Annotated in this window: 25 protein-coding genes; 19 read left to right on the top strand and 6 right to left on the bottom strand. The window is 50.8% G+C overall.

Annotated features, from left to right (window positions below; translation table 11 throughout):
- The first annotated feature begins 115 nt into the window (after positions 1-115).
- The 5 genes from A0U42_RS11520 to A0U42_RS09390 all read left to right on the top strand — a co-directional run bounded on the left by A0U42_RS11520 (position 116) and on the right by A0U42_RS09390 (position 4212).
- Positions 116-1042 carry a hypothetical protein gene (locus A0U42_RS11520; protein WP_083122506.1) on the top strand — a complete coding sequence of 309 codons (927 nt, stop codon included), beginning with the start codon at positions 116-118 and terminating at the stop codon, positions 1040-1042.
- Positions 978-1625, top strand: a complete 648-nt coding sequence (locus A0U42_RS11515) for a hypothetical protein (protein ID WP_141669518.1) — start codon at positions 978-980, stop codon at positions 1623-1625. The genes A0U42_RS11520 and A0U42_RS11515 overlap by 65 nt, the downstream gene beginning before the upstream one ends.
- 118 nt (positions 1626-1743) lie before the next feature.
- On the top strand, positions 1744-3273 hold the full coding sequence (locus A0U42_RS09400) for an acyl-CoA carboxylase subunit beta (RefSeq protein ID WP_044504273.1): 1530 nt from the start codon (positions 1744-1746) through the stop codon (positions 3271-3273).
- 12 nt (positions 3274-3285) lie between these two features.
- Positions 3286-3762: a hypothetical protein gene (locus tag A0U42_RS09395; RefSeq protein ID WP_065360758.1), complete on the top strand. Its 477-nt coding sequence runs from the start codon at positions 3286-3288 to the stop codon at positions 3760-3762.
- A gap of 33 nt (positions 3763-3795) precedes the next feature.
- Positions 3796-4212, top strand: a complete 417-nt coding sequence (locus tag A0U42_RS09390; RefSeq protein ID WP_065360757.1) for a biotin/lipoyl-containing protein — start codon at positions 3796-3798, stop codon at positions 4210-4212.
- An 87-nt stretch (positions 4213-4299) separates the two neighbouring features.
- Here A0U42_RS09390 and A0U42_RS09385 read toward each other — a convergent pair whose 3' ends face one another.
- Positions 4300-4704: a thioesterase family protein gene (locus tag A0U42_RS09385; RefSeq protein WP_065360756.1), complete on the bottom strand. Its 405-nt coding sequence runs from the start codon at positions 4702-4704 to the stop codon at positions 4300-4302.
- 225 nt (positions 4705-4929) lie between these two features.
- On the opposite strand from A0U42_RS09385, the gene A0U42_RS09380 reads away from it, so the two are divergent.
- Positions 4930-5607 (top strand): hypothetical protein, encoded by a 678-nt coding sequence (locus A0U42_RS09380; protein ID WP_065360755.1) that lies wholly within the window; start codon positions 4930-4932, stop codon positions 5605-5607.
- A 68-nt stretch (positions 5608-5675) separates the two neighbouring features.
- On the opposite strand, the gene A0U42_RS09375 is transcribed toward A0U42_RS09380, so the two are convergent.
- Positions 5676-7331 carry an acetolactate synthase large subunit gene (locus A0U42_RS09375; protein WP_065360754.1) on the bottom strand — a complete coding sequence of 552 codons (1656 nt, stop codon included), beginning with the start codon at positions 7329-7331 and terminating at the stop codon, positions 5676-5678.
- Positions 7332-7558: 227 nt separating this feature from the next.
- On the opposite strand from A0U42_RS09375, the gene A0U42_RS09370 reads away from it, so the two are divergent.
- The 5 genes from A0U42_RS09370 to A0U42_RS09350 all read left to right on the top strand — a co-directional run bounded on the left by A0U42_RS09370 (position 7559) and on the right by A0U42_RS09350 (position 10203).
- Positions 7559-7999: a DUF523 domain-containing protein gene (locus A0U42_RS09370; protein ID WP_065360753.1), complete on the top strand. Its 441-nt coding sequence runs from the start codon at positions 7559-7561 to the stop codon at positions 7997-7999.
- Positions 8000-8046: 47 nt separating this feature from the next.
- Entirely contained in the window at positions 8047-8607 is a 561-nt protein-coding gene (lepB, locus tag A0U42_RS09365; RefSeq protein WP_044504261.1) for a signal peptidase I, read from the top strand.
- Positions 8608-8755: 148 nt separating this feature from the next.
- A complete protein-coding gene (locus tag A0U42_RS09360) occupies positions 8756-9247 on the top strand; it encodes a QueT transporter family protein (RefSeq protein ID WP_065360752.1) in 492 nt (163 codons plus the stop codon).
- A 1-nt stretch (position 9248) separates the two neighbouring features.
- Complete coding sequence (gene queF / locus A0U42_RS09355) at positions 9249-9743, top strand: preQ(1) synthase (RefSeq protein ID WP_044504257.1); 495 nt, start codon at positions 9249-9251, stop codon at positions 9741-9743.
- 70 nt (positions 9744-9813) lie between these two features.
- Positions 9814-10203, top strand: coding sequence for a hypothetical protein (locus tag A0U42_RS09350; RefSeq protein ID WP_044504255.1), 390 nt, complete (start codon positions 9814-9816; stop codon positions 10201-10203).
- 162 nt (positions 10204-10365) lie between these two features.
- Here the strand turns inward: A0U42_RS09350 and A0U42_RS09345 are convergent, their stop codons facing one another.
- The gene (locus A0U42_RS09345) at positions 10366-11472 is read right to left on the bottom strand and encodes an acyltransferase (RefSeq protein WP_065360751.1); all 1107 of its coding nucleotides are present in this window, start codon (positions 11470-11472) and stop codon (positions 10366-10368) included.
- A gap of 82 nt (positions 11473-11554) precedes the next feature.
- Between A0U42_RS09345 and A0U42_RS09340 the strand changes: the two genes are divergently transcribed.
- The 7 genes from A0U42_RS09340 to A0U42_RS09310 are packed head-to-tail and all read left to right on the top strand — an operon-like array spanning position 11555 to position 16164.
- On the top strand, positions 11555-12067 hold the full coding sequence (locus A0U42_RS09340; protein ID WP_065360750.1) for a hypothetical protein: 513 nt from the start codon (positions 11555-11557) through the stop codon (positions 12065-12067).
- A 14-nt stretch (positions 12068-12081) separates the two neighbouring features.
- Positions 12082-12489: a DUF3592 domain-containing protein gene (locus A0U42_RS09335; protein WP_065360749.1), complete on the top strand. Its 408-nt coding sequence runs from the start codon at positions 12082-12084 to the stop codon at positions 12487-12489.
- Between the two features lie 27 nt (positions 12490-12516).
- Positions 12517-13092 carry a GTP cyclohydrolase I gene (gene folE / locus A0U42_RS09330; protein WP_083122502.1) on the top strand — a complete coding sequence of 192 codons (576 nt, stop codon included), beginning with the start codon at positions 12517-12519 and terminating at the stop codon, positions 13090-13092.
- On the top strand, positions 13085-13450 hold the full coding sequence (gene folB / locus A0U42_RS09325; RefSeq protein ID WP_065360748.1) for a dihydroneopterin aldolase: 366 nt from the start codon (positions 13085-13087) through the stop codon (positions 13448-13450). Before folE ends, folB begins: the two co-directional genes overlap by 8 nt.
- Positions 13443-13922 carry a 2-amino-4-hydroxy-6-hydroxymethyldihydropteridine diphosphokinase gene (gene folK, locus A0U42_RS09320; protein ID WP_065360747.1) on the top strand — a complete coding sequence of 160 codons (480 nt, stop codon included), beginning with the start codon at positions 13443-13445 and terminating at the stop codon, positions 13920-13922. Before folB ends, folK begins: the two co-directional genes overlap by 8 nt.
- Before the next feature lie 2 nt (positions 13923-13924).
- On the top strand, positions 13925-14590 hold the full coding sequence (locus A0U42_RS09315; protein ID WP_044504248.1) for a response regulator transcription factor: 666 nt from the start codon (positions 13925-13927) through the stop codon (positions 14588-14590).
- Positions 14587-16164 carry a sensor histidine kinase gene (locus tag A0U42_RS09310; protein WP_065360746.1) on the top strand — a complete coding sequence of 526 codons (1578 nt, stop codon included), beginning with the start codon at positions 14587-14589 and terminating at the stop codon, positions 16162-16164. The genes A0U42_RS09315 and A0U42_RS09310 overlap by 4 nt, the downstream gene beginning before the upstream one ends.
- Positions 16165-16254: 90 nt before the next feature.
- On the opposite strand, the gene A0U42_RS09305 is transcribed toward A0U42_RS09310, so the two are convergent.
- The 3 genes from A0U42_RS09305 to A0U42_RS09295 are packed head-to-tail and all read right to left on the bottom strand — an operon-like array spanning position 16255 to position 18018.
- On the bottom strand, positions 16255-16485 hold the full coding sequence (locus tag A0U42_RS09305; RefSeq protein WP_044504245.1) for a hypothetical protein: 231 nt from the start codon (positions 16483-16485) through the stop codon (positions 16255-16257).
- Positions 16482-17207: a metallophosphoesterase gene (locus A0U42_RS09300; RefSeq protein WP_065360759.1), complete on the bottom strand. Its 726-nt coding sequence runs from the start codon at positions 17205-17207 to the stop codon at positions 16482-16484. The genes A0U42_RS09305 and A0U42_RS09300 overlap by 4 nt, the downstream gene beginning before the upstream one ends.
- Before the next feature lie 22 nt (positions 17208-17229).
- On the bottom strand, positions 17230-18018 hold the full coding sequence (locus A0U42_RS09295; protein ID WP_065360745.1) for a DUF4931 domain-containing protein: 789 nt from the start codon (positions 18016-18018) through the stop codon (positions 17230-17232).
- 352 nt (positions 18019-18370) lie between these two features.
- Between A0U42_RS09295 and deoD the strand changes: the two genes are divergently transcribed.
- Entirely contained in the window at positions 18371-19078 is a 708-nt protein-coding gene (gene deoD, locus A0U42_RS09290) for a purine-nucleoside phosphorylase (protein ID WP_065360744.1), read from the top strand.
- Positions 19079-19084 lie beyond the last annotated feature (6 nt).

The following is a 19084-nucleotide window of genomic DNA, read 5'->3' as shown; positions in this document are numbered from 1 at the left end:
AACTGGTGGTTTTGATTTTTACCGAACCTTGTTATAATAAAATAAAGCTCTCATTTCTGCTGATGGCAGCAGAATTTGTTTCGGATTCGTTATATTTTGGAAAGCAGGTGTCGCCGTGCTCTTATTTTCAACTATCTTACAAATAAATAAGAAGATGACTAAAGAGGCGTTTATTCGCTTGGTCGTCGAGTGGAATCAAAAAAGCAACTACCCGGAAAATATTATTCCCAATCTGGTATGGGATGGTCAGTACAATACGTCTTATGGAACGGAATCGCTGCTTCTCGACATAAAAGAATACCCTAAGGAGCATATTGTCGCTGTCCGTTACGAAAAGCGCGACAAAGAAGGCGTCATTTGGGATTCTGACTATATCATGAATTTTAAGGATATGAAGATGTCCATTCGCTTAGATCGGAGTTATCTGGAAGAAGCGCTGAAGGTCGACCCGGAATTTTCGACGCCCCACTTCATTTCCATGCTCATTGAGGGCGGTTATTTAAAAGCCGATAACGGCTTAGAGGTACGGCGGACGCCGCTTATCATCGATGAGGATAATCTCGATATAGCTGTCGATATCATGACCGGGAAGCGTCGGACTCGTCTGCCCGTCGTCTTCGTTTCTAAGACGTCGGACAATGAAGATCCCATTGATGTAAAGGCCTTGGCGGGCCGACTAAAGGGAGCAGCCCACGTCTTGGTCCAAGGCGATTATGGGACGGAAGCCACCCTTCAGGAACGCAGCGGTGATGAGAAATTAGGTAATGGCGGTATCGATATTTATTTCCCCAATCCTGCCGTTGGCCATAAACGATATATCTATCGCCGCAATCCGGATTATGACACTCAGATGACGGAAAAGATTATTGAAAGGGTCATCCAGTACAGCAATGCCAAACGGGTGTCGCCACTCTATGTCTGGGCCGGTGTCACCGGTGCCATTTATGAGGATCAATATCTGAAGTCCAAGGAGGCCTATGCGGCAGCCGACAAGGAACGCCATGAGGCTCTGTATAAACTCCTTGCTACAAGGCCGGTATAAAGAAAATGAAAAATCCATGCGTGATCAGGCCTATGCTGAAGCTAAATTGGAAGCCGATCAGCTGTTAGAGAGTTTTGACGAGGAGAATCGCAAGTTGCGCGAGGACAATGAACGCCTGCGCTGCGAAAACGTACAACTGGCCTATGAAAACCAAGTCCTGCGTTCAAAGCTTGATTCTCAGTCGAGGGTTCCTGTCTTGCTCATGGGGGATGAAGATGACTTCTATGCCGGTGAAATAAAGGATCTGCTGTTAAAAACCTTGGAGGCCAGTTTAAACAACCTTTTGGCAACGGGTACGCGTCGATACGATGTGGTGAAAGACATCATTGAGTCCAATGACTATCAGCGGAGTAGTGAAAAAAGGGCTGCTGAGGTGAAACAACTGCTCAATAATTATAAAGGAATGACCTCAAAAGTGCAGCGAGGCTTTGAAGAGCTGGGCTTTCAAATTCAGCATGACGGGGGGCACTACAAGACGATTTACTATGGCGATGACCGCTACATCATCGTTCATGCGGCGACGCCCAGTGACGGGCGGGCCGGGAAAAACAATGCGTCTGATGTCATCAAAAAGGTATTTTGATTCACGTTTCCGATAAGAAAATGGCTAACTTGAGCCGTTGAAAGGAGGAAGATTTGTAATAATCGGTTATTCCATGGTATAATTAAATGCTATAAATTTATGTACGGGAGGTATATGAATGGCTACAGGTCAGGAAAAGATTGACCAGCTCCGGGAAAAGCTCGCAAAAGTCGAGCTCGGCGGCGGTCAGAAGCGAATCGATTCGCAGCATAAAAAAGGAAAGTTGACGGCCCGCGAACGGCTGGCCAAGCTGTTTGATGAAGGCAGCTTTACGGAAATGGGGCAGTTTATCCATCATCGCGGTACCCATTTCGGCATGCAGGAAAAGGAAATTCCCGGTGACGGCGTTGTTACCGGTTATGGTACGGTGCGGGGCCGGTTGGTCTTTGCCTATGCCGAAGATTTTACCGTTGAAGGCGGATCCCTTGGCGAAATGCACGCTCACAAGATTGCCCAGATGCAGGAAATGGCCCTCAAGATGGGTGCGCCTGTCATCGGCATCAACGATTCCGGCGGCGCCCGCATTCAAGAAGGCATCGATGCCTTGTCGGGCTTTGGCCGCATTTTTATGAACAACACATCGGCGTCCGGCGTCATTCCCCAGTTGGCCGTCATCATGGGGCCTTGTGCCGGCGGTGCTGTCTACAGCCCGGCTTTGATGGACTTCGTCTTCATGGTCAAGAATACGTCCAATATGTTCCTCACCGGCCCGGCCGTTATCAAATCGGTTACGGCCGAAGAAGTAACGGCAGAAGAACTGGGCGGTGCCATGACGCACAACTCCATTTCCGGCGTCGCTCATTTTGCCTGTGAAAGCGAAGACGACTGCTTTGAAAAGATCAAGGCTCTCCTCGACTTCCTTCCCAGCAACAACATGGAAGAAGCCCCGGTCGTCGATTCCAACGATGATCCGAATCGCGAAGACGAAAGCCTCAATTCGGTCATTCCTGACGACAACAATGTACCCTATGATATGCTGGACATCATCCGTTCCTGTGTCGACGACGGATACGTTTTCCAGGTCCTTGAAAATTATGCTTTGAATATCATTACCTGCTTTGCTCGCTTCGACGGTCAGACTGTCGGTATCATCGCCAACCAGCCGAAGTTCTTGGCCGGCTGCCTTGATATCAATGCGTCGGACAAGGCCGCCCGCTTTATCCGCTTCTGCGACAGCTTCAACATTCCTGTCGTCACCTTCGTCGACGTACCGGGATTTTTGCCGGGGACGAATCAGGAATACGGCGGCATCATCCGCCACGGTGCTAAAATGCTTTACGCCTACTGTGAAGCGACGGTGCCCAAGATTACTGTCGTTACCCGCAAAGCTTATGGTGGTGCCTATATTGCCATGTGCTGCCGTCAGCTCGGTGCCGACATGGTCATGGCTTGGCCGTCGGCCGAAATCGCCGTCATGGGGCCTGATGGTGCCGTCAACATCATCTTTAAAAACGATCCGGACAAAGAGCAGAGAAAGCAAGAATATATCGACGAATTCTTGTCGCCTTATAAGGCTGCTGAACACGGCCAGATCGACTGCATCATTGAACCGAAGGAAACGCGGCCGCGCATCATCAGTGCCTTGGCCATGCTCTATAGCAAGCGTGAAGAACGGCCGGCCAAGAAACACGGCAACATGCCGTTATAAGGGGGTGGCCGTATGTTAGAAATCCTGTTTGCGGCGATCGGTGTCTTAATCGTCCTGATCTTGGTGCTGAGCCGATACTACGATACACGCTTCCGGGCTTTAGAAAGAAAGATGGAAGACATGACTGCTTTTCAGCAGAGTGTCAAAGATCTTTCTGAAGCCGTCTATGATTTAAAATCCGCTGAAAAGAAGGAAACAAAGACACAGCCTGTCTCTGAGACTAAAGACACTGCCAATTCCATCGTTCCCGTTGGCCAGCGTCAGCCGGCTGTTGTCGAAGCCCGTCCGCTGGCAACGGTGCCTGAAAGTCGAGAAATCTCTGATTCCGACGAACTCTCTGACGACGTCGTCGCCGTCATCATGGCAGCCGTTGCGGCTTACGGATATTCGCCGGCAGGGATTCGCTCAATCCGGCTTTCGCATCGCGGATATAAACGCCATCGGGAAAATTGGGCTATGGCAGCCCGCCTGGGTGGTATGAAACGTTAAGGAAAAAGTCTTTGAATCCAGGAGGATATCGATATGAAAAAGTTTAAGATTACAGTCAATGGCAAAGCATACGAAGTTGAAGTAGAAGAAGTAGGCGGCTCAGCTCCGGCAGCTCCGGCAGCCCCGGCGGCACCTGTACAATCGGCTCCGGCAGCTCCTGTGGCACCGGCACCGACTCCGGCAGCCCCGGTACAGTCTCCGGCCCCGGCCGTAGGCGGCCCCATCCCCGAAGGTGCCATCACCGTAAAAGCCCCGATGCCGGGCAAAATTTCGGCCCTCAAAGTCGAAGAAGGAACGGATGTCAAACGCGGCGACGTCCTCCTCGTATTGGAAGCCATGAAGATGCAGAACGACATCACGGCAACGGCTGACGGCAAGCTTCATGAAATGCGCGTCAAAGTAGGGGACAATGTCAAAACCGGTGACGTCTTGGCTGTCATCATGGCTTAAGGAACACCAGATTGACAAACGAATTATGATACAAAAGAGGTTCGCCGGCATGTTTGCTGGCGAACCTCTTTTTGGGGTTTATGCGTTTTATTTAGCAGCGGCCTTTTTGGCTTCTGCTTTGGCTAAGAAGGGAGCCGATTCGATGATGAAGCGTTCGTGGGTGGCTTCGCCGACGAGGCCTGCGTCGTCATGGGCTTCGATCTTAAAGGTCAATTTTTTGCGGTCCTGTTCAACCAGCGTTGCCTTGGCCGTGATGGTCAAAGCAATCGGCGTGGCGGCGACGTGTTTGACGTTCATGGCGATGCCGACGGTGTTATACCCTTCCGGGAGTTGGGGATCGCAGGCGTTGATGGCTGCATTTTCCATGAGAGCTACTAAGGCCGGGGTAGCATAGACCGGCGATTTGCCGCTGCCAAGTTTAATGGCCGTATTATCTTCCGTGCATTTTTCAGAAACTTCAGCTGCTGAGTTTTTTTTGATATCAAATTCCATCTTTCATAACCTCCTTGATGTAGGTAAGAATATGCCTGAATCGTATCGATAAAGGTAATTTACATAACCATATCATATCACATTTTATTCTTTTTTGACAGCAAACTGTTTGATTAAATAGGGGCAGGTCCGGGGTTATCATCAATCAGAACGGGTATTTTTGACAGAAAAAGCGCCATAGGATACAATAAAACTATATTTTTCAGAGGAATGGGGAGTGACATAATGAAACTGAAAGGAATTTGTCTGATTGCAGCAGCGGTCCTGTCTATCGGGACGGCGTCGATGGCGAAGGACAAGGGCACCTTGACGAAGTTTCCCAATTGGGGCGTCATTACCGTGCCAAGCGATATATACATGCAGAAGGGGACTCAGCCCATGCTGACGGCAGCCGATGCCGGCAATGACGTGACGGCCTTGTTTGAAAAGATTTTTCCCATCCAGGCGGAAACCTATCAGGTCGTAAAGAAGGATGATGCCGATTTTCAGTATGCATACTTGATGCATTATACGGCAAGTCTCTGGGATGTCCGGGCTGCCGTTTACGGGGAAAACCGGGAAAATGCCTACCTGCGCGATATTGGCGGCCGTCCTGATCCGAAGACCTTGATGGACCGGCTCAACCAAAATATGGCCAGCCGTCTGCCCAATGGTTTTCGCCTGGTGGCACCGGTTACGGCTAAAAAGTATAAGGGCCGAGTCTTTTATGAATGGACCGTTGAAAAATCGCTGGTTATTAACAGCAACGCCTTTACGGAAACAATCCACGGCCTTGCCTGGCAGCACGGCGATACGATGGAAATTGCCGTCATCTTAGGCAATGTCGCTAAATCCGGTGACGACGATATCATCAGTACCGTAACCGACATGCTGAAAGACGCCAATAAGATGCCGAAAAAATAAGGATGACTTAGGGAATAAAAATGCCTTGCATGAGTGAAAAAATTGCATCATGCAAGGCTCTTTTCGATTTATAAGGTTTTCATCAAGTGTTCGAGATGGGCTGTGAGCTTCATGTTTTCTTCGTAGTCGATGGGGCAGTCGATGATGACCGGTTTATCCTGCTGGAAGGCCTTTCTCAAGGTCGGCAGGAGGTCTTCGGTCTTTTCGATGCGGTAGCCGATGGCGTGGAAGCTTTCGGCCAGTTTTACGAAGTCCGGATTGGTGAAGTCGACGCATTCGTGATGGCCGTACTGCATGTCCTGTTTCCATTTGATGAGGCCGTAACTGCTGTCATTGAAGATGAGGGTTACGAAGTTCGTTCCCAAGCGGTAAGCCGTTTCGAATTCCTGGACATTCATCAAGAAGCCGGCGTCGCCGGTGATGGCCAGCACTTTTTTATCGGGGTGGACGAGTTTGGCTGAAATGGCGCCGGGGACGGCGATGCCCATGGTGGCGAAGCCGTTGGAAATGAGGCAGGTATTCGGTTCATAGCAGTTGTAGTGGCGGGCAATCCAAACCTTGTTGGCCCCGACGTCGGAGATGACGATGTCGTCTTTATCCATGATTTTGCGGCAGTCGATGAGGGCTTTTTGCGGCTTGACCGGGAAGGACAGGTCTTCAGCGTAGCTTTCGTGTTCGGCGACCATTTTTTGACGGATGTCGAGGAATGCACGCGGTTCCGGCAGGCGGGCGGCCTTTTCCATGATGCGTTCCAGGGAATCAGGGATGTTGCCGACGACTTCGACCTGGGGCTGGTATTTTTTATTGATATCAGCCGGCATGGTGTCGATGTGGATGATGTCGGCGTTGGTCAGATGCCATTTGGCCGGGGCGTATTCGATGATGTCGTAGCCGACGGCGATGACCAGGCTGGCCTTTTCGAGGATTTTCGTTTGATAGTCGTCCATGGGAATGCCGACGGTCCACATGGAATATTTGTTGTCAAAGGGAATGGCGCCTTTGGCCATCATGGTATTGACGACGGGCAGCTTCAGTTTTTCGGCAAAGGCCGTCAATTGCTTGGCAGCCTGACTGCGGATGACACCGCTGCCGGCCAGGATGACCGGATTCTTGGCGTAAGAAATCATGGAGGCCGCCATTTTAATCTGCGATTCTAAGGCCGTTTCCGGCTGGATCGTCTTGTGCTGCAGCGGTTTTTCATCGTCTTCGATGGGCATTTCGCTGATGTTGACCGGAAGATCGATGAAGGTGGCACCCGGTTTTTCACGTTCGGCATATTTAAAGGCCAAGCGGGTGATTTCGGCCATCGTATCGGGGCGGACGACGGTATAGGACCGGCGGGTGATGGGTTCGAACATCGCTCTGAGGTCGAGGTATTGGTGGGCCGTGATGTGCATCTTGTCGGTCCCGACCTGGCCGGAGATGGCGACGACAGGGGCTCCGTCACAGTCGGCATCGGCGACGCCGGTGATGAGATTGGTAGCTCCGGGCCCGAGGGTTGCCATGCAGACGCCGGCTTTACCCGTCAGTCTGCCGTAGACATCGGCCATGAAGGCCGCGCCCTGTTCATGACGGACGGTGATGAATTCAATCTTTGAATGCTCCAAGGCATTGATGATGGCTAAGTTTTCTTCACCGGGAATACCGAAAATATAATGGACGCCTTCTTCTTCCAGGCATTCGATGAGAAACTCTGCCGTATTGCGCATCTTTTTTTGTACCATTCCGAGAACACTCCTTTAAAGGTAATGGATAAATTAAAATTGCTGTTGTAACCTGTATTATAATATGGGACAGAACCTTTTTCAATGACCTCCTTGTATTATCAGGATGTACAATTCAAGGCAGCTGGAATTGGTCGTATCGAAACAGCCATTCAAAAGGGCCGTCATGAATCCTTTATGACGGTTGTTTTCCCGGGATTCGATTGGAAAGGATAGGAGAGCTTAGGATGAATATATTGATCAGCAGCTGTCTCTTAGGACAGTATTGCCGCTATGATGGAAAGACCAAGACCTACGATGTGATAAGGCCTTTATTGGGCCGTGACGACCTTCATTTCATTCCCATCTGTCCGGAACAGGCCGGCGGCCTTGCAACACCGCGTCCGGCTGCTGAACGCTGTGGAGACAAGGTTATGACTAAAGACGGTCTCGACGTGACTCGACAATATGAAAGAGGGGCCGAGGCGGCATTGTACCTAGCACGCCTCTTTCACTGCGAAAAAGCAATTTTAAAGGCCAAGAGCCCGTCCTGCGGCTGCGGCCTCATTTACGACGGGACCTTTTCCCGGACCCTTACTGAGGGCGACGGCGTGACGGCCGCCCTCTTAAAAGCCGAAGGCATTGAGGTTTTTAGCGAGGGGGACCCGTTAGAATACTTGCTTTTATAACGTCGGTTTGCTACAATATACGAGTACGCAAGTGAGGAGGTTTCAGGGTGAATACGTTTTTGCATGAAGTTTGTGAATGGCTTTATTCTATTGTCATCGCCTTGGCCATTGCTATGGTCATCCATATTTTCTTCTTCCAGCCGACCCGCGTTTCCGGCGAGTCTATGATGCCGACCCTTAAAAATGGGGAGTACCTCATTGTTTCTAAGTGGAGTCACGTCATGGGAGAGGTCCCTAATTATGGAGATATCGTCATCATTGACAGCCGCGTCCAGTATCCGCGCACTTGGAAAGATGATGTCGCTGAACCGATGAACAACTACTTGGCGTTCTTTGACCACGATTTACAGACGAAAAATGTTTGGGTCAAACGAGTTATCGGCCGACCCGGTGATACGCTGGCTTTCCACGACGGAAAGGTTTGGCGCAATGGGGAACCTTTGGATGAACCCTATATCAACGGTCCTATGGAATACAGCAGTCGGGAAGAAGTTAAAGTCCCGGAAGGCTACGTATTCTGCATGGGTGATAACCGAAACCACAGCAGTGACAGCCGTTTTATCGGTCCTGTTCCTATCGATCACGTGTTGGGCCGCGTTATTTGGTAACCGGTCTTTACGACAATTCTATACGACAGTTCGCAATCCATCCTGTCGTTAAACAAAACTAGGACGCATTACCATCATTGGTGCAGTGCAGACGGGATTGTTTCGACAGCCCCGTCTTTTTTTATTTGTTAGAAAGGTGTAATATACAATGTATAACTTTGTTCTCAATACCCGGCGGATGACCTTTTCTGCGTTGGTCATCGCCATTTATATCGCCGTCTTGTATGTAACCCAGGGCATTTCCTTCGGTCCTTACCAAATCCGGATCGCAACGGCTCTCTACGGACTGGCATTTCTCTATCCTTTCTTAGTCGTGCCCTTGGGCATTGCTAATTTTATCGCCAACTTTCTCTTTGGCGGACTAGGCCTTATCGATATGGTCGGCGGTTGTGCCGTCGGCATGATAACGACTTGGCTCATCGTTCAGATTCGGCAGCGTCAGGGCCATCTCTGGCTGGCAGCCCTTCCTATCTGGTGGGTGCCGGCTCTTTTGGTCAGCCTGTGGCTGTCGTACTTATTGAATCTGCCTTATACGGTACTGGTCAGCAGCCTGGCTGTCGGTCAGCTGCCGCCGGCTATTTGCGGCGTCCTGCTCATTCAGGCGCTTCGTCATCACTACGTCTTAGAAAAGGGGTTATAATATGAGTCGAGATCATGAAGACCTTCAGGGCATTACCTTCCTTGGCAATCAGCACACGACCTATCCGACAGACTACAATCCGGACCTTTTGGAAACCTTCATCAACAAACATCCCGACCGGGACTACTTCGTCAAGTTTAACTGCCCGGAATTCACCAGCCTCTGTCCCATGACCGGTCAGCCGGACTACGCTACGATTTATATTTCCTACGTCCCCGATGAACGGATGGTCGAAAGCAAGGCTTTGAAACTCTACCTGTTCAGCTTCCGCAACCACGGAGACTTCCACGAAGACTGCGTCAACATCATCATGGACGACCTCATCGATGCCATGGATCCGAAGTATATCGAAGTCTGGGGGAAATTCTTGCCTCGCGGCGGTATCAGCATTGACCCTTACTGCAATTACGGCCGTCCCGGTACGCCTTGGGAAGACGTTGCCTGGCAGCGTCTGTCCCAACATGACATATATCCCGAAAAAGTGGATAATCGGTGAAACTTCTTACCTTTTACAGATAATCCATGGTATAATAAAGTATAAATCATAGGAGTGAGGAGTGTTATCTGTGAAATTGAAAAAAGTGCTTTTGGCCCTTGGTTTTTCCCTGGCCTTGTCGGCCTCGGTCTTTGCGGCCGACAATATGTGGCAGTATAATCAGTATACATCGATTGATATGAATTCGGCGAAACTCTACTACGATATGGGCCGCCAGGTTCTGTCCTTCAATACTGTGGAAAAATCCGGAGATACGACGGATTACTGTACCTATGTATACAACATCGATGATCAGACGATTCAGCTGAAGAAGATGATTACTCAGACTAAGAAGCATAAGTATAAGAGCAGTTTCTATCCCGAAGCGATCAAAGACGGTAACGCTGTTATCAAAGCCAGAGCCCGTATGGCCACGGACGTGTTGGAAAAGGTCATGGAAAAGCAGAATGCTAAAAAGTAAGCCCTTGGCGGCGAACGGGCTGCCGAAGTGTGCCTCATCTGCCTTACGTTCTTTCCGCGTATAGTCGGAAGAGCTGGGTTTCCGGTGCTGTCGGCAAGGGAGCGCAATCAAAAAGGGACTGCTGCATGGAGCGGTTTTCTTCATGCAGCAGTCCCTCTTTTGTTATTTCCCTTTGACGCAGATGCTGAGCCATTTCGGAAGCTTGTGTTCGACGACGACCCAGGAATAGGCCGACGCACAGGCGACGACGATGATGTAAATGGCGATGATATGAATGGCTCGCAGGTAAATATGCAGGTGGGCCGCAAGGCCCGTGCAGAGGCTGAGAAAAACAGGATGGATCAGATAGATGGGGTAGGAATAGTCTCCTAACCGGGAGAAGAACTGATGGACGGCGTGCGGTACAGGACGGCATTCCCACCAGTAGAGGAGAAAGAGCATCGTCGACAGGGTATAAACCATGCCGATAGGGCTGAGCTGGTGAATGGTGAAGACTGCCGATAAGGGGTCATAGCCGAGGTAATGCATGACGCCGTAGTAGGCGGCCAGCATACCCGCCGTCGAAGCGATTTGAAGGAGATTGATTACCGTGCCGTGCCGTTTGAGCCAGGCGGTGACCGACGAAAAGTGTTCCGCCGTAAAGGCGCCGAACATGAAGATGAATAAATAGTGCAGGACCATGTAGTTCAGGCGCAGATTCGAGGCATCTTCGAGGAAGGGATTGTCCGAATGGAGATTCCAACTGTAACTCGAGTAAAAATTAAAGATCATGTTGACGAGAAACAGGGCTGTAAAGGAAAGGACCGGTTTGCGGTCCATGAGGCGCAGTAAAGGCCGCCACAGAGGCATGAAGAGGTAGAACCATAAGAGGATGACCAGGAAGTAGATATGATACATGGCCAGGCCATACCATAAGGTGCGAAAGATGGCATAGGGATGAAAGAGATTGAGATTATGGCTGATAGCCGATACGAAGGCCATGTAGAAAAAGGACCAGGCCAGGTAGGGGACAAAAACTGTCCGCAGCCGGCGCCGCAAATAGTCTTTATAGTCGAAGGGCTCGTGGAGTCCCTGACTGTAAAACATGCCAAAGGCCGATAGAAAGAAAAAGGCCGGGACGGAAAAGCGAGACAAGATTTCAAGAATCGCGACGAGCGCCAAATTGGGCGACGGATTGACGATGGCTACTGAGCCGACATGGATGGCGATGACGCCGAGCATGCAAAGTCCGCGCATATAATTGATAGAATGAATAAATCGTTTTGACATCTGACACCTCTAAAGATACAATATAGATACTAAAGATATATTCTATTATAACAAATTTTCGCAAAATGGACAGGGAGGCTGTATGACCGACGACACACAAAAGGTAACCCGAACGGGATTGATACTGGCAGCGACCTTGATTTTACAAGGACTCAGGCTCATCATCCCCATACCGCCTCAGATCAGTCTGTTCCTCATCGGGTCTTTAGTCAATGCCTGCCTGATTACGGCCGTCCTTACCATTGATCGGCGGGCCGGTTTTGTCGTCGCCGCCTGCACGCCTGTTTTTGCCTGGCTCGAAGGGATGCTGCCCTTCGTCCTCTTCGTCTTTCCCGTCGCCATTGGAAACGGGGTTTACGTCTATTGTGCCTGGCGCTGGCAGCGATATGGTTTCCCGGCCCTGCTGCTCGGAGCCCTGGCTAAGGCAGGTACCCTCTACGCCTTATTTTATTTACTCTTTGCCGGCATCGAATTTCCGCCGGCGATGCGCCATCTGCTGCTGACGGCCATGAGCTGGCCTCAGATCATCACCGGTGTTATCGGAGCGCTGCTGGGCCTAACCCTCAGCCGCTTTCTAAGTCACCGCCATGAATAGAAAGGAATTTTGCCATGCTGCTGCAAATCTTTTATTTTATCCCGGCCATCCTGGGTACCTTGTTCATTGCCGTCGGACTCTACCACGGCTCTAAATTTTACAGCCTTACCCGACGCTGCACGCAGGAGGGGACAGGGACTCTCTTGGGATTTGAAGAAAAGAAGATGAAAAGTGGGACCCTTTATTATCCTGTCGTTCGTTTTACGTCCCAAGATGGAAAGACCCATCGGGCACGCTATGCCTTTGGCAATGCCGAATGGAATTACGTAGCCGGCGATGAACTGCCCCTGCGCTATAATCCGGACGATCCCGAGGACATCTATCTCCACCGCGTCCAAAGCCTGTGGCAGCAGTATGCCAGCCCGGTGTTCATCATCCTGGGGGGCGCCATCTTTATGCTGTCCTATTACTTTCTTTTATAATTATACGGAAAAGGAGGAGTCGCCACATTGGTAGAAAATGAAAAAGCTGTCGCCGCCATGCGGCAATTTTTAGAAGCCCTAGGGCTCGACTTGACGGCGCTGGGAATGGAAAAGACGCCGCACCGCGTGGCCGAGACCTTTGCCCGATTTTTTTCAGGCCTTCAGGAAAATCCTGATGACGAATGGAGCAGTCCTATCGTAACCCGGTCCAATGGACTGGTCAGTGTCCGCAATATCCGCTTTCACTCGCTCTGTGAACATCATTTGTTACCCTTTTTCGGTACCGTTCACATCGTATACTACCCTAAAGCTAATCGTATCGCCGGGTTCGGTCACTTCGTCCGAGCTGTCGATATCCTGGCCCGCCGGCCCCAGCTCCAGGAACGGATGACGGAAGAATTGTGTCAGTCCATCGTCCGCGGCCTCGATCCGGAAGGCGTCCTGATCGTCGTCAAAGCAACTCACTTATGCCTTACCATGCGCGATCAGCTGGCCATCGATTCGAATATTATGACGACGGCGGCGTCCGGGTGCCTGAAAGAAGGAACCGATGCCTATAAAGAAGCTTGGAAGCTCGTCATGGAGGAAAAACAAGATGGATAAAATCATGCTCAAAGGACTTCACTTTTGGGGGCACCACGGCTGCTTAGCATCGGAAGCGGAGCTTGGTCAGCCGTTTCATATCGATATATGCCTTGAAACGGACCTGTCACAGGCCGGCGCCTCTGATGACCTTCACCAGACCGTCGACTACAGTGTCGTCTATTCGAGAGTTAAGGACATCGTCGAGAACCGCCGCTATCAGCTTATCGAGCGGCTGGGAACGGTCATTGCCGAAGAGATTCTCGGCTCCTTTCCTCCTGTCGAGGTCGTGACGGTAACCGTCCATAAGCCCCAGGCTCCGATTGGCGGTCTCTTTGACGATGCGGCCGTAGTCCTTGAAAGGCGACGACATGGCTAAATTTTACCTTAGCATCGGCGCCAATCTGGGGAATCGGGAAGAGACGCTGAAACGGGCTGTGGCCCTCCTCGATGCCACGCCTGAAGTAACCGTTAAGACGGTGTCTCCATTTTATGAAACGCCGCCGTGGGGGAAGGAAGATCAGCCGCCCTTTATCAACGGTGCCGTTTTCGTGGAGACGAGTCTTACGGGCCAGAAGCTCCTCGAACGCTGTCTTGCCATTGAACGGCAGCTTGGGCGGGTGCGTCATGAAAAATGGGGTGCCCGAACCATCGATATCGACCTCGTTTACAGCCCGGACGAGGTCTGCCGGACGCCGGAGCTGACCTTGCCCCATCCTTATCTAACACAACGGGCTTTCGTATTGGTCCCCTTGCGGGATCTGGTGCCGGACCTCATCCTCTTTGGCCGGCCGATTGATGACTGGCTCGCTCAGCTGCCAGATACAGACGCTATCAGAAGGAAGGATTAACTATGGAAAAGATACTTATTGCAGATGACGAACAACTTATGCGCCAATTGGTCATTGATTTTTTAAAGCCTGAAGGCTACGAAATTTTAGAAGCTGTTGACGGCAAAGAAGCCCTGGATATCTACGACAAGGAACATCCGGATTTGGTCCTTCTCGACGTCATGATGCCCGGTTACGACGGCTGGACCGTATGCCGTGAAATCCGCCGCGAATCGACGGTTCCCATCATGATGCTGACGGCAAAAGGCGAAGAAATTGACCAACTCTTTGCCTACGATCTCGGAGCTGACGAATACATTACCAAGCCTTTCAGCCCGAAAATTTTAGTAGCTAAGATCAAGGCTCTCTTGCGCCGATCTCAGAACGACTCGGAAACGCAGGAAACCGAAGCCGGTGTCGCCATCGACCGCGATGCCCGCCAGGTCGTCCTCGACGGGAAGAATGTCGATCTCAGCCCGACAGAATACAAGCTTCTCAACTATCTGATGAGCAATACCGGCAAGGCTTTGAGCCGCCGCCAGATCCTCAATCAGGTATGGAATTACGATTACTACGGTGATCTGCGCACCGTCGATACGCACATCAACCGCCTGCGCATTAAACTCGGCGACAAAGGCCGCTACATTCGTACTGTCCGCGGCTACGGATACCGCTACGATTCCAAATGAGACGGAAAGGCTTATTGTCCTTAAAGGTTAAGACCGGTGTCTATGTTGGCTGTTTTTCTATCTTCTTTATCATCGGGCTGATGATGGCTGTCGGCCTTGGCTTTGACCGCTACTACTACTCCATGAAAAAAGAAGCCATGATCGAAGCCAGTCAGAAGATCAGTGCTACCTATCAAAAGAAAAACGGCCCTGACGAACATTCGCTGGACTCACTGAGTCAGTGCTACGGCGTCGATATCCTCATCGTCGACAACAATAAGCTGGTCTATTCCTCGCGGCCGGGACGGCGAGTCCATCTGCCGCCGGAAACCGTTCCCGAAGATCAGGAAATCATCGCCCTTGGCAAGGAAAATGAAGTTCCTGCCGATCGTCCGGAGGGCAAGCCGCCGGTACACATCAAGGAACTCATGGAACTTCTCGACGGCAAGGCACCTGATGAAAGCCTGTTGGGAGCCGTTCATCTTTATAAGGATATGCCTGATTTTGAGTATTTTAACCTCGTCGACCGCATTCAGGATGGTACGTACGTCATCATCAACCAGTCCGTCGCGCCCATGCAGGAAAATATCTATATTGTCCAGCATTTCATCATCGTCTGCGGCATTGTCTGGCTGATCGTGGCCTGCGTCAGTACGTTGTACCTGACTCAGCGCATGACCAAACCCCTCATCGAATTGAAGAACCTGGCCTTCGCCATGGCTCATCTTGATTTTTCCAATAAGTGGAAAGGGAACCTTAGCGATGAAATCGGCGAACTCGGTGAGAGCCTGAATATCCTGTCCAACCAGCTCAATGTCGCCTTGACGGCTCTTCGCCAATCGAATGAAGAGCTGAAAAAACAATTGGACGTAGCCAAAGAGGTCGAGCACATGCGGAAGGCCTTCCTATCGGCCGTGTCCCATGAGCTGAAAACGCCCTTGGCCATTATCCAAGGGTATGCAGAAGGTCTCGATACCCTCGACATCGATGAAGAAACACAGCGTCGGTATTGTTCGGTTATACATAGTGAGACCCAGAAGATGGACAAACTGGTTCGTGATCTGCTCAGCTTATCACGCTTGGAAACGGGTTCCTTCCATCTGGAACAGACGGTCTTCGATTTCAGTGCTCTGGCCGAGGAAAGTCGGGAGCGGTTCTCCAAAGTCATGGAAGACAAGGGAATCCTTGCCAAGATTGATTTGCCTGAGACCATGACCGTTTATGGCGATCCGGAACGAATCGATACGATTTTAACCAATTTCTTAAGCAATGCCATCGATTATACCGATGCCAATCAACATATCCGCCTTTGGGCCGAAGATCTCGGTGAGCGGTACCGAATCTGCGTCTACAATGAAGGCAGTCACATTGATGAAGAGTATCAGCAGCGTATTTGGGAGCCCTTCTATAAGATCGACTCGTCGCGGGCCCGCAGTCCGAAACGCATCTTCGGCGGCCACGGCTTAGGCCTGGGCACGGTGGCGGCCCTGGTGAAGCTCCACGGTGAATCTTATGGCGTGAAGAACGAAAACGGCGGCGTCACTTTCTGGTTTACCCTCCGAAAAGATGCCGATCAAACGCCGGATAACGCATAATAAAAGAACCCCTCTGATTCTGTGCAGCTCATTCGTTAGACCCTAACGAATGAGTTCGGCAGGAGGGCAGAGAGGTTCTTTTTTGTTATGTTAAAAAGAGCGGTTCCCGAGGGTGGGATGGCTGCATTTTTTCAGCGTCAAGTGATCGACGAGGTAGCCGGCTTGTTCGAGGTCGACATCCTCTTTTTGACCGTCGTGTTCAAAGACGCAGAGCGGCCGGTCGGTACCGACTTCGCCACCGGGAAGGTAGATGTATTCGCCCGTTTCGGCGTCGCCGAAGATGATGCCGGCTAAGAGATGTTTTTGGGCTATTTGACTCATGGCAGTGCCTCCTCACCGTCAAATTTGATTTCAAGGAGCTTGCAGTCCCGATAGTCGGCCGACACCAGGTGCAGCAGGGTACCGTTATAGCGGCGGGGGAACATCGTTCCGGGCTGCATACCGTGAAGGTGGCCGAAAACACAGAGGGGCACCTTGTATTTTTCTAAGAGTTCTGTAAAACCGCTGGGTTTCGTCAAGTCGCAGACTGGCGGATAGTGGAGCATGAGAATCGTATGGCCACTGCCTATTTTTTCCGCTTCCTGGAGCGTCCGTTCGACGCGAAGCAGTTCACGGCGGTACGGTTTGGCATCCCGTTCTTCCTGGTAGTGGATGTCGCCCGGGCAGATCCAGCCGTGGGTGCCGCAGATGATCGTGCCATCGTCGAGGATGGCTGTCGAGCCGTAGAGGTAGTGCATATTATTTTCGGCATCCATGCGGTTCAGTTTTCCGGCACTGGCCCACCAGTAGTCGTGGTTGCCGCGGATAATGATTTTTTTGCCCGGCAGGGCGCGGATTTGATCGAGGTCCTCCTGGGCTTCGTCGAGGCGCATGGCCCACGATGTATCGCCGGCAATGAGGACTGTATCGTCATCGGTGACTCTTTCTTTCCAGTCTTCGGCAATGCGCTGCCAGTGATTTTTCCAGCGGGGGCCGAAGACTTCCATCGGCTTTTTTGGCGGATTGCCCGATAAATGTAAGTCACCTATTGCAAATAAACGCATAAATGTATGAGGACCGTCCTTTCTATAGGTCATGCAGCCTGGTCTGCAATTCCTGGATAAAATGCGCCGAATGGCCTCCATTTGCGATTTGTGGAATCATGTAACCGACAAAGAGAGGGTTGGTAAGAAAGCGCGGGATGATTTTGACGTATAAGGCATCGTCATCGGGAAAATCATAGAAAAAGATGTTGTAACTGTCATTAAAGCGGATGAAGGAGTGCATGAAATAGTGGGCTGTCGTCTGCATGCAGCGCACGAATTTTTCGAGTTTTGCCCGGTCCTTTAAGATAAGATTTACTTCGTAAAAGCCGATGATGGGCCGTTTGGACAGGGTGATCGTAAGGCCGTCTTCTTCAAAGATGGTCGGACCGACGAAGTGGAAGGGTTTGATATCTTCGTGATAGTCATAGTCTTTGAAGCCGACAATCTGTGAATGGGGATGGTGAATCGTGCCGCCGGACATATAGCCGTGGTTGCGGTAAAAGACGACCGATTTGAATTTGCCCATCTCCTTGACTTGCTGCCATTTTTCAAGGCCGAATTCGATGAGCTTTTGGGCGTATTCCGGGGGATAGTCGGAGAACTCGCCGTCACAGTCATCGGTTTCGATGATGAGCGTCTGCCATGAGTCCTTGAGGACCGGAAAGGCATTTTCAAGCCAAATCATGTGGCCCCGCTTTTCCATGACATTCTTCAAATGAGCGACGTCACAGAAGGGGCAATACCTTTCGTCGCGATGGACCGTATCGGGCTTCGTCTTACCCAGGTCTAAATTATATTCTAAAATGTGAGATAAGGGATTTTCGTACATACGACCGCTCCTTTTAATGCTTCTTATACATTGTAGCATAGCGAGAGGCAATTTCAAACTGCAATACGACAAAAGGATGCCCGCCAAGCACCGCAATAAGGGCAGTCAAAATGGGGCATCCTTAATTACTTTATTATATGAAATTCCCTAGGTCTTGTCAAATAGGCTTTGTCTGAAAAAAATATGAAAAATAGCGAAAATGGTGTGACTAAAACTAGAGTAATGTGGTATCATATAGAATTGAAGATTGATAAAATCAAGCATGGACTTCCATGTTTTTCACTCCATAACCGCCCTTTCAGGCATGTTATGAAAGGAATTCAATAGATGATGTGTAAAGGGGGAACTGTACATGAGTCTTCATATTGCCGCCCGCGACGGTGAAATCGCCGATCGCATCTTGCTTCCCGGCGATCCGCTGCGTGCGAAATATATTGCTGAAAATTTTTTAGAGGACACCTTCTGCTATACCCGAATCCGCAATATCCTCGGCTATACCGGAACCTATAAGGGCGTCCGCCTGTCGGTCCAAGGGACGGGCATGGGGATTCCTTCTATTTCTATTTACGCTACGGAATTGATGCGCGACTACGGCGTGAAAAAGCTGATCCGCGTCGGTACCTGCGAGGCTATGCGCCGTGACATCAAACTTCGCGACGTCATCATGGCCCAAGGGGCGACGACGGATTCGTCGATCATTCGCAACATTTTCGGCGGCTCGATCAATTATGCGCCCTTAGCCGACTTTACTCTCTTATGCCAGGCTTATGGCCAGGCAGCGGCTCTTGGCGTCCCGGCCCGGGTCGGCAACGTCGTCTCTGTCGACCGTTTTTACGATGAAGAAATCGATAACGAAAAACTGACCCAGTACGGCATCATGGCCGTCGAAATGGAAACGGCCGGTCTCTATACGGCAGCGGCCAAGTTTGGCGCCAAGGCACTGGGGTTGTTTACCGTCAGCGACCACTTATTGACCGGAGACGCCTGCACGCCGGAAGAACGGCAGACGTCTTTTGATGATATGATCCAGATTGCATTAGAAACGGCGATTTTGGAATGAGGTACC

This window comes from Megasphaera sp. DISK 18 (assembly GCF_001682955.1).
Taxonomy (GTDB): domain Bacteria; phylum Bacillota; class Negativicutes; order Veillonellales; family Megasphaeraceae; genus Megasphaera; species Megasphaera massiliensis.
The sequence above is the reverse complement of the archived record's forward strand: the minus strand, read 5'-3'. Positions and strand labels throughout refer to the sequence as shown.

Bases quoted from the DNA above. Each gene is read 5' to 3' on its own strand.
- A0U42_RS11515 (WP_141669518.1), top strand. From the start codon at position 978: ATGCGGCAGCCGACAAGGAACGCCATGAGGCTCTGTATAAACTCCTTG.
- A0U42_RS09400 (WP_044504273.1), top strand. From the start codon at position 1,744: ATGGCTACAGGTCAGGAAAAGATTGACCAGCTCCGGGAAAAGCTCGCA.
- A0U42_RS09395 (WP_065360758.1), top strand. From the start codon at position 3,286: ATGTTAGAAATCCTGTTTGCGGCGATCGGTGTCTTAATCGTCCTGATC.
- A0U42_RS09390 (WP_065360757.1), top strand. From the start codon at position 3,796: ATGAAAAAGTTTAAGATTACAGTCAATGGCAAAGCATACGAAGTTGAA.
- A0U42_RS09385 (WP_065360756.1), bottom strand. From the start codon at position 4,704: ATGGAATTTGATATCAAAAAAAACTCAGCAGCTGAAGTTTCTGAAAAA.
- A0U42_RS09380 (WP_065360755.1), top strand. From the start codon at position 4,930: ATGAAACTGAAAGGAATTTGTCTGATTGCAGCAGCGGTCCTGTCTATC.
- A0U42_RS09375 (WP_065360754.1), bottom strand. From the start codon at position 7,331: ATGGTACAAAAAAAGATGCGCAATACGGCAGAGTTTCTCATCGAATGC.
- A0U42_RS09370 (WP_065360753.1), top strand. From the start codon at position 7,559: ATGAATATATTGATCAGCAGCTGTCTCTTAGGACAGTATTGCCGCTAT.
- A0U42_RS09360 (WP_065360752.1), top strand. From the start codon at position 8,756: ATGTATAACTTTGTTCTCAATACCCGGCGGATGACCTTTTCTGCGTTG.
- queF (WP_044504257.1), top strand. From the start codon at position 9,249: ATGAGTCGAGATCATGAAGACCTTCAGGGCATTACCTTCCTTGGCAAT.
- A0U42_RS09345 (WP_065360751.1), bottom strand. From the start codon at position 11,472: ATGTCAAAACGATTTATTCATTCTATCAATTATATGCGCGGACTTTGC.
- A0U42_RS09340 (WP_065360750.1), top strand. From the start codon at position 11,555: ATGACCGACGACACACAAAAGGTAACCCGAACGGGATTGATACTGGCA.
- A0U42_RS09335 (WP_065360749.1), top strand. From the start codon at position 12,082: ATGCTGCTGCAAATCTTTTATTTTATCCCGGCCATCCTGGGTACCTTG.
- folB (WP_065360748.1), top strand. From the start codon at position 13,085: ATGGATAAAATCATGCTCAAAGGACTTCACTTTTGGGGGCACCACGGC.
- folK (WP_065360747.1), top strand. From the start codon at position 13,443: ATGGCTAAATTTTACCTTAGCATCGGCGCCAATCTGGGGAATCGGGAA.
- A0U42_RS09315 (WP_044504248.1), top strand. From the start codon at position 13,925: ATGGAAAAGATACTTATTGCAGATGACGAACAACTTATGCGCCAATTG.
- A0U42_RS09310 (WP_065360746.1), top strand. From the start codon at position 14,587: ATGAGACGGAAAGGCTTATTGTCCTTAAAGGTTAAGACCGGTGTCTAT.
- A0U42_RS09305 (WP_044504245.1), bottom strand. From the start codon at position 16,485: ATGAGTCAAATAGCCCAAAAACATCTCTTAGCCGGCATCATCTTCGGC.
- A0U42_RS09300 (WP_065360759.1), bottom strand. From the start codon at position 17,207: ATGCGTTTATTTGCAATAGGTGACTTACATTTATCGGGCAATCCGCCA.
- A0U42_RS09295 (WP_065360745.1), bottom strand. From the start codon at position 18,018: ATGTACGAAAATCCCTTATCTCACATTTTAGAATATAATTTAGACCTG.
- deoD (WP_065360744.1), top strand. From the start codon at position 18,371: ATGAGTCTTCATATTGCCGCCCGCGACGGTGAAATCGCCGATCGCATC.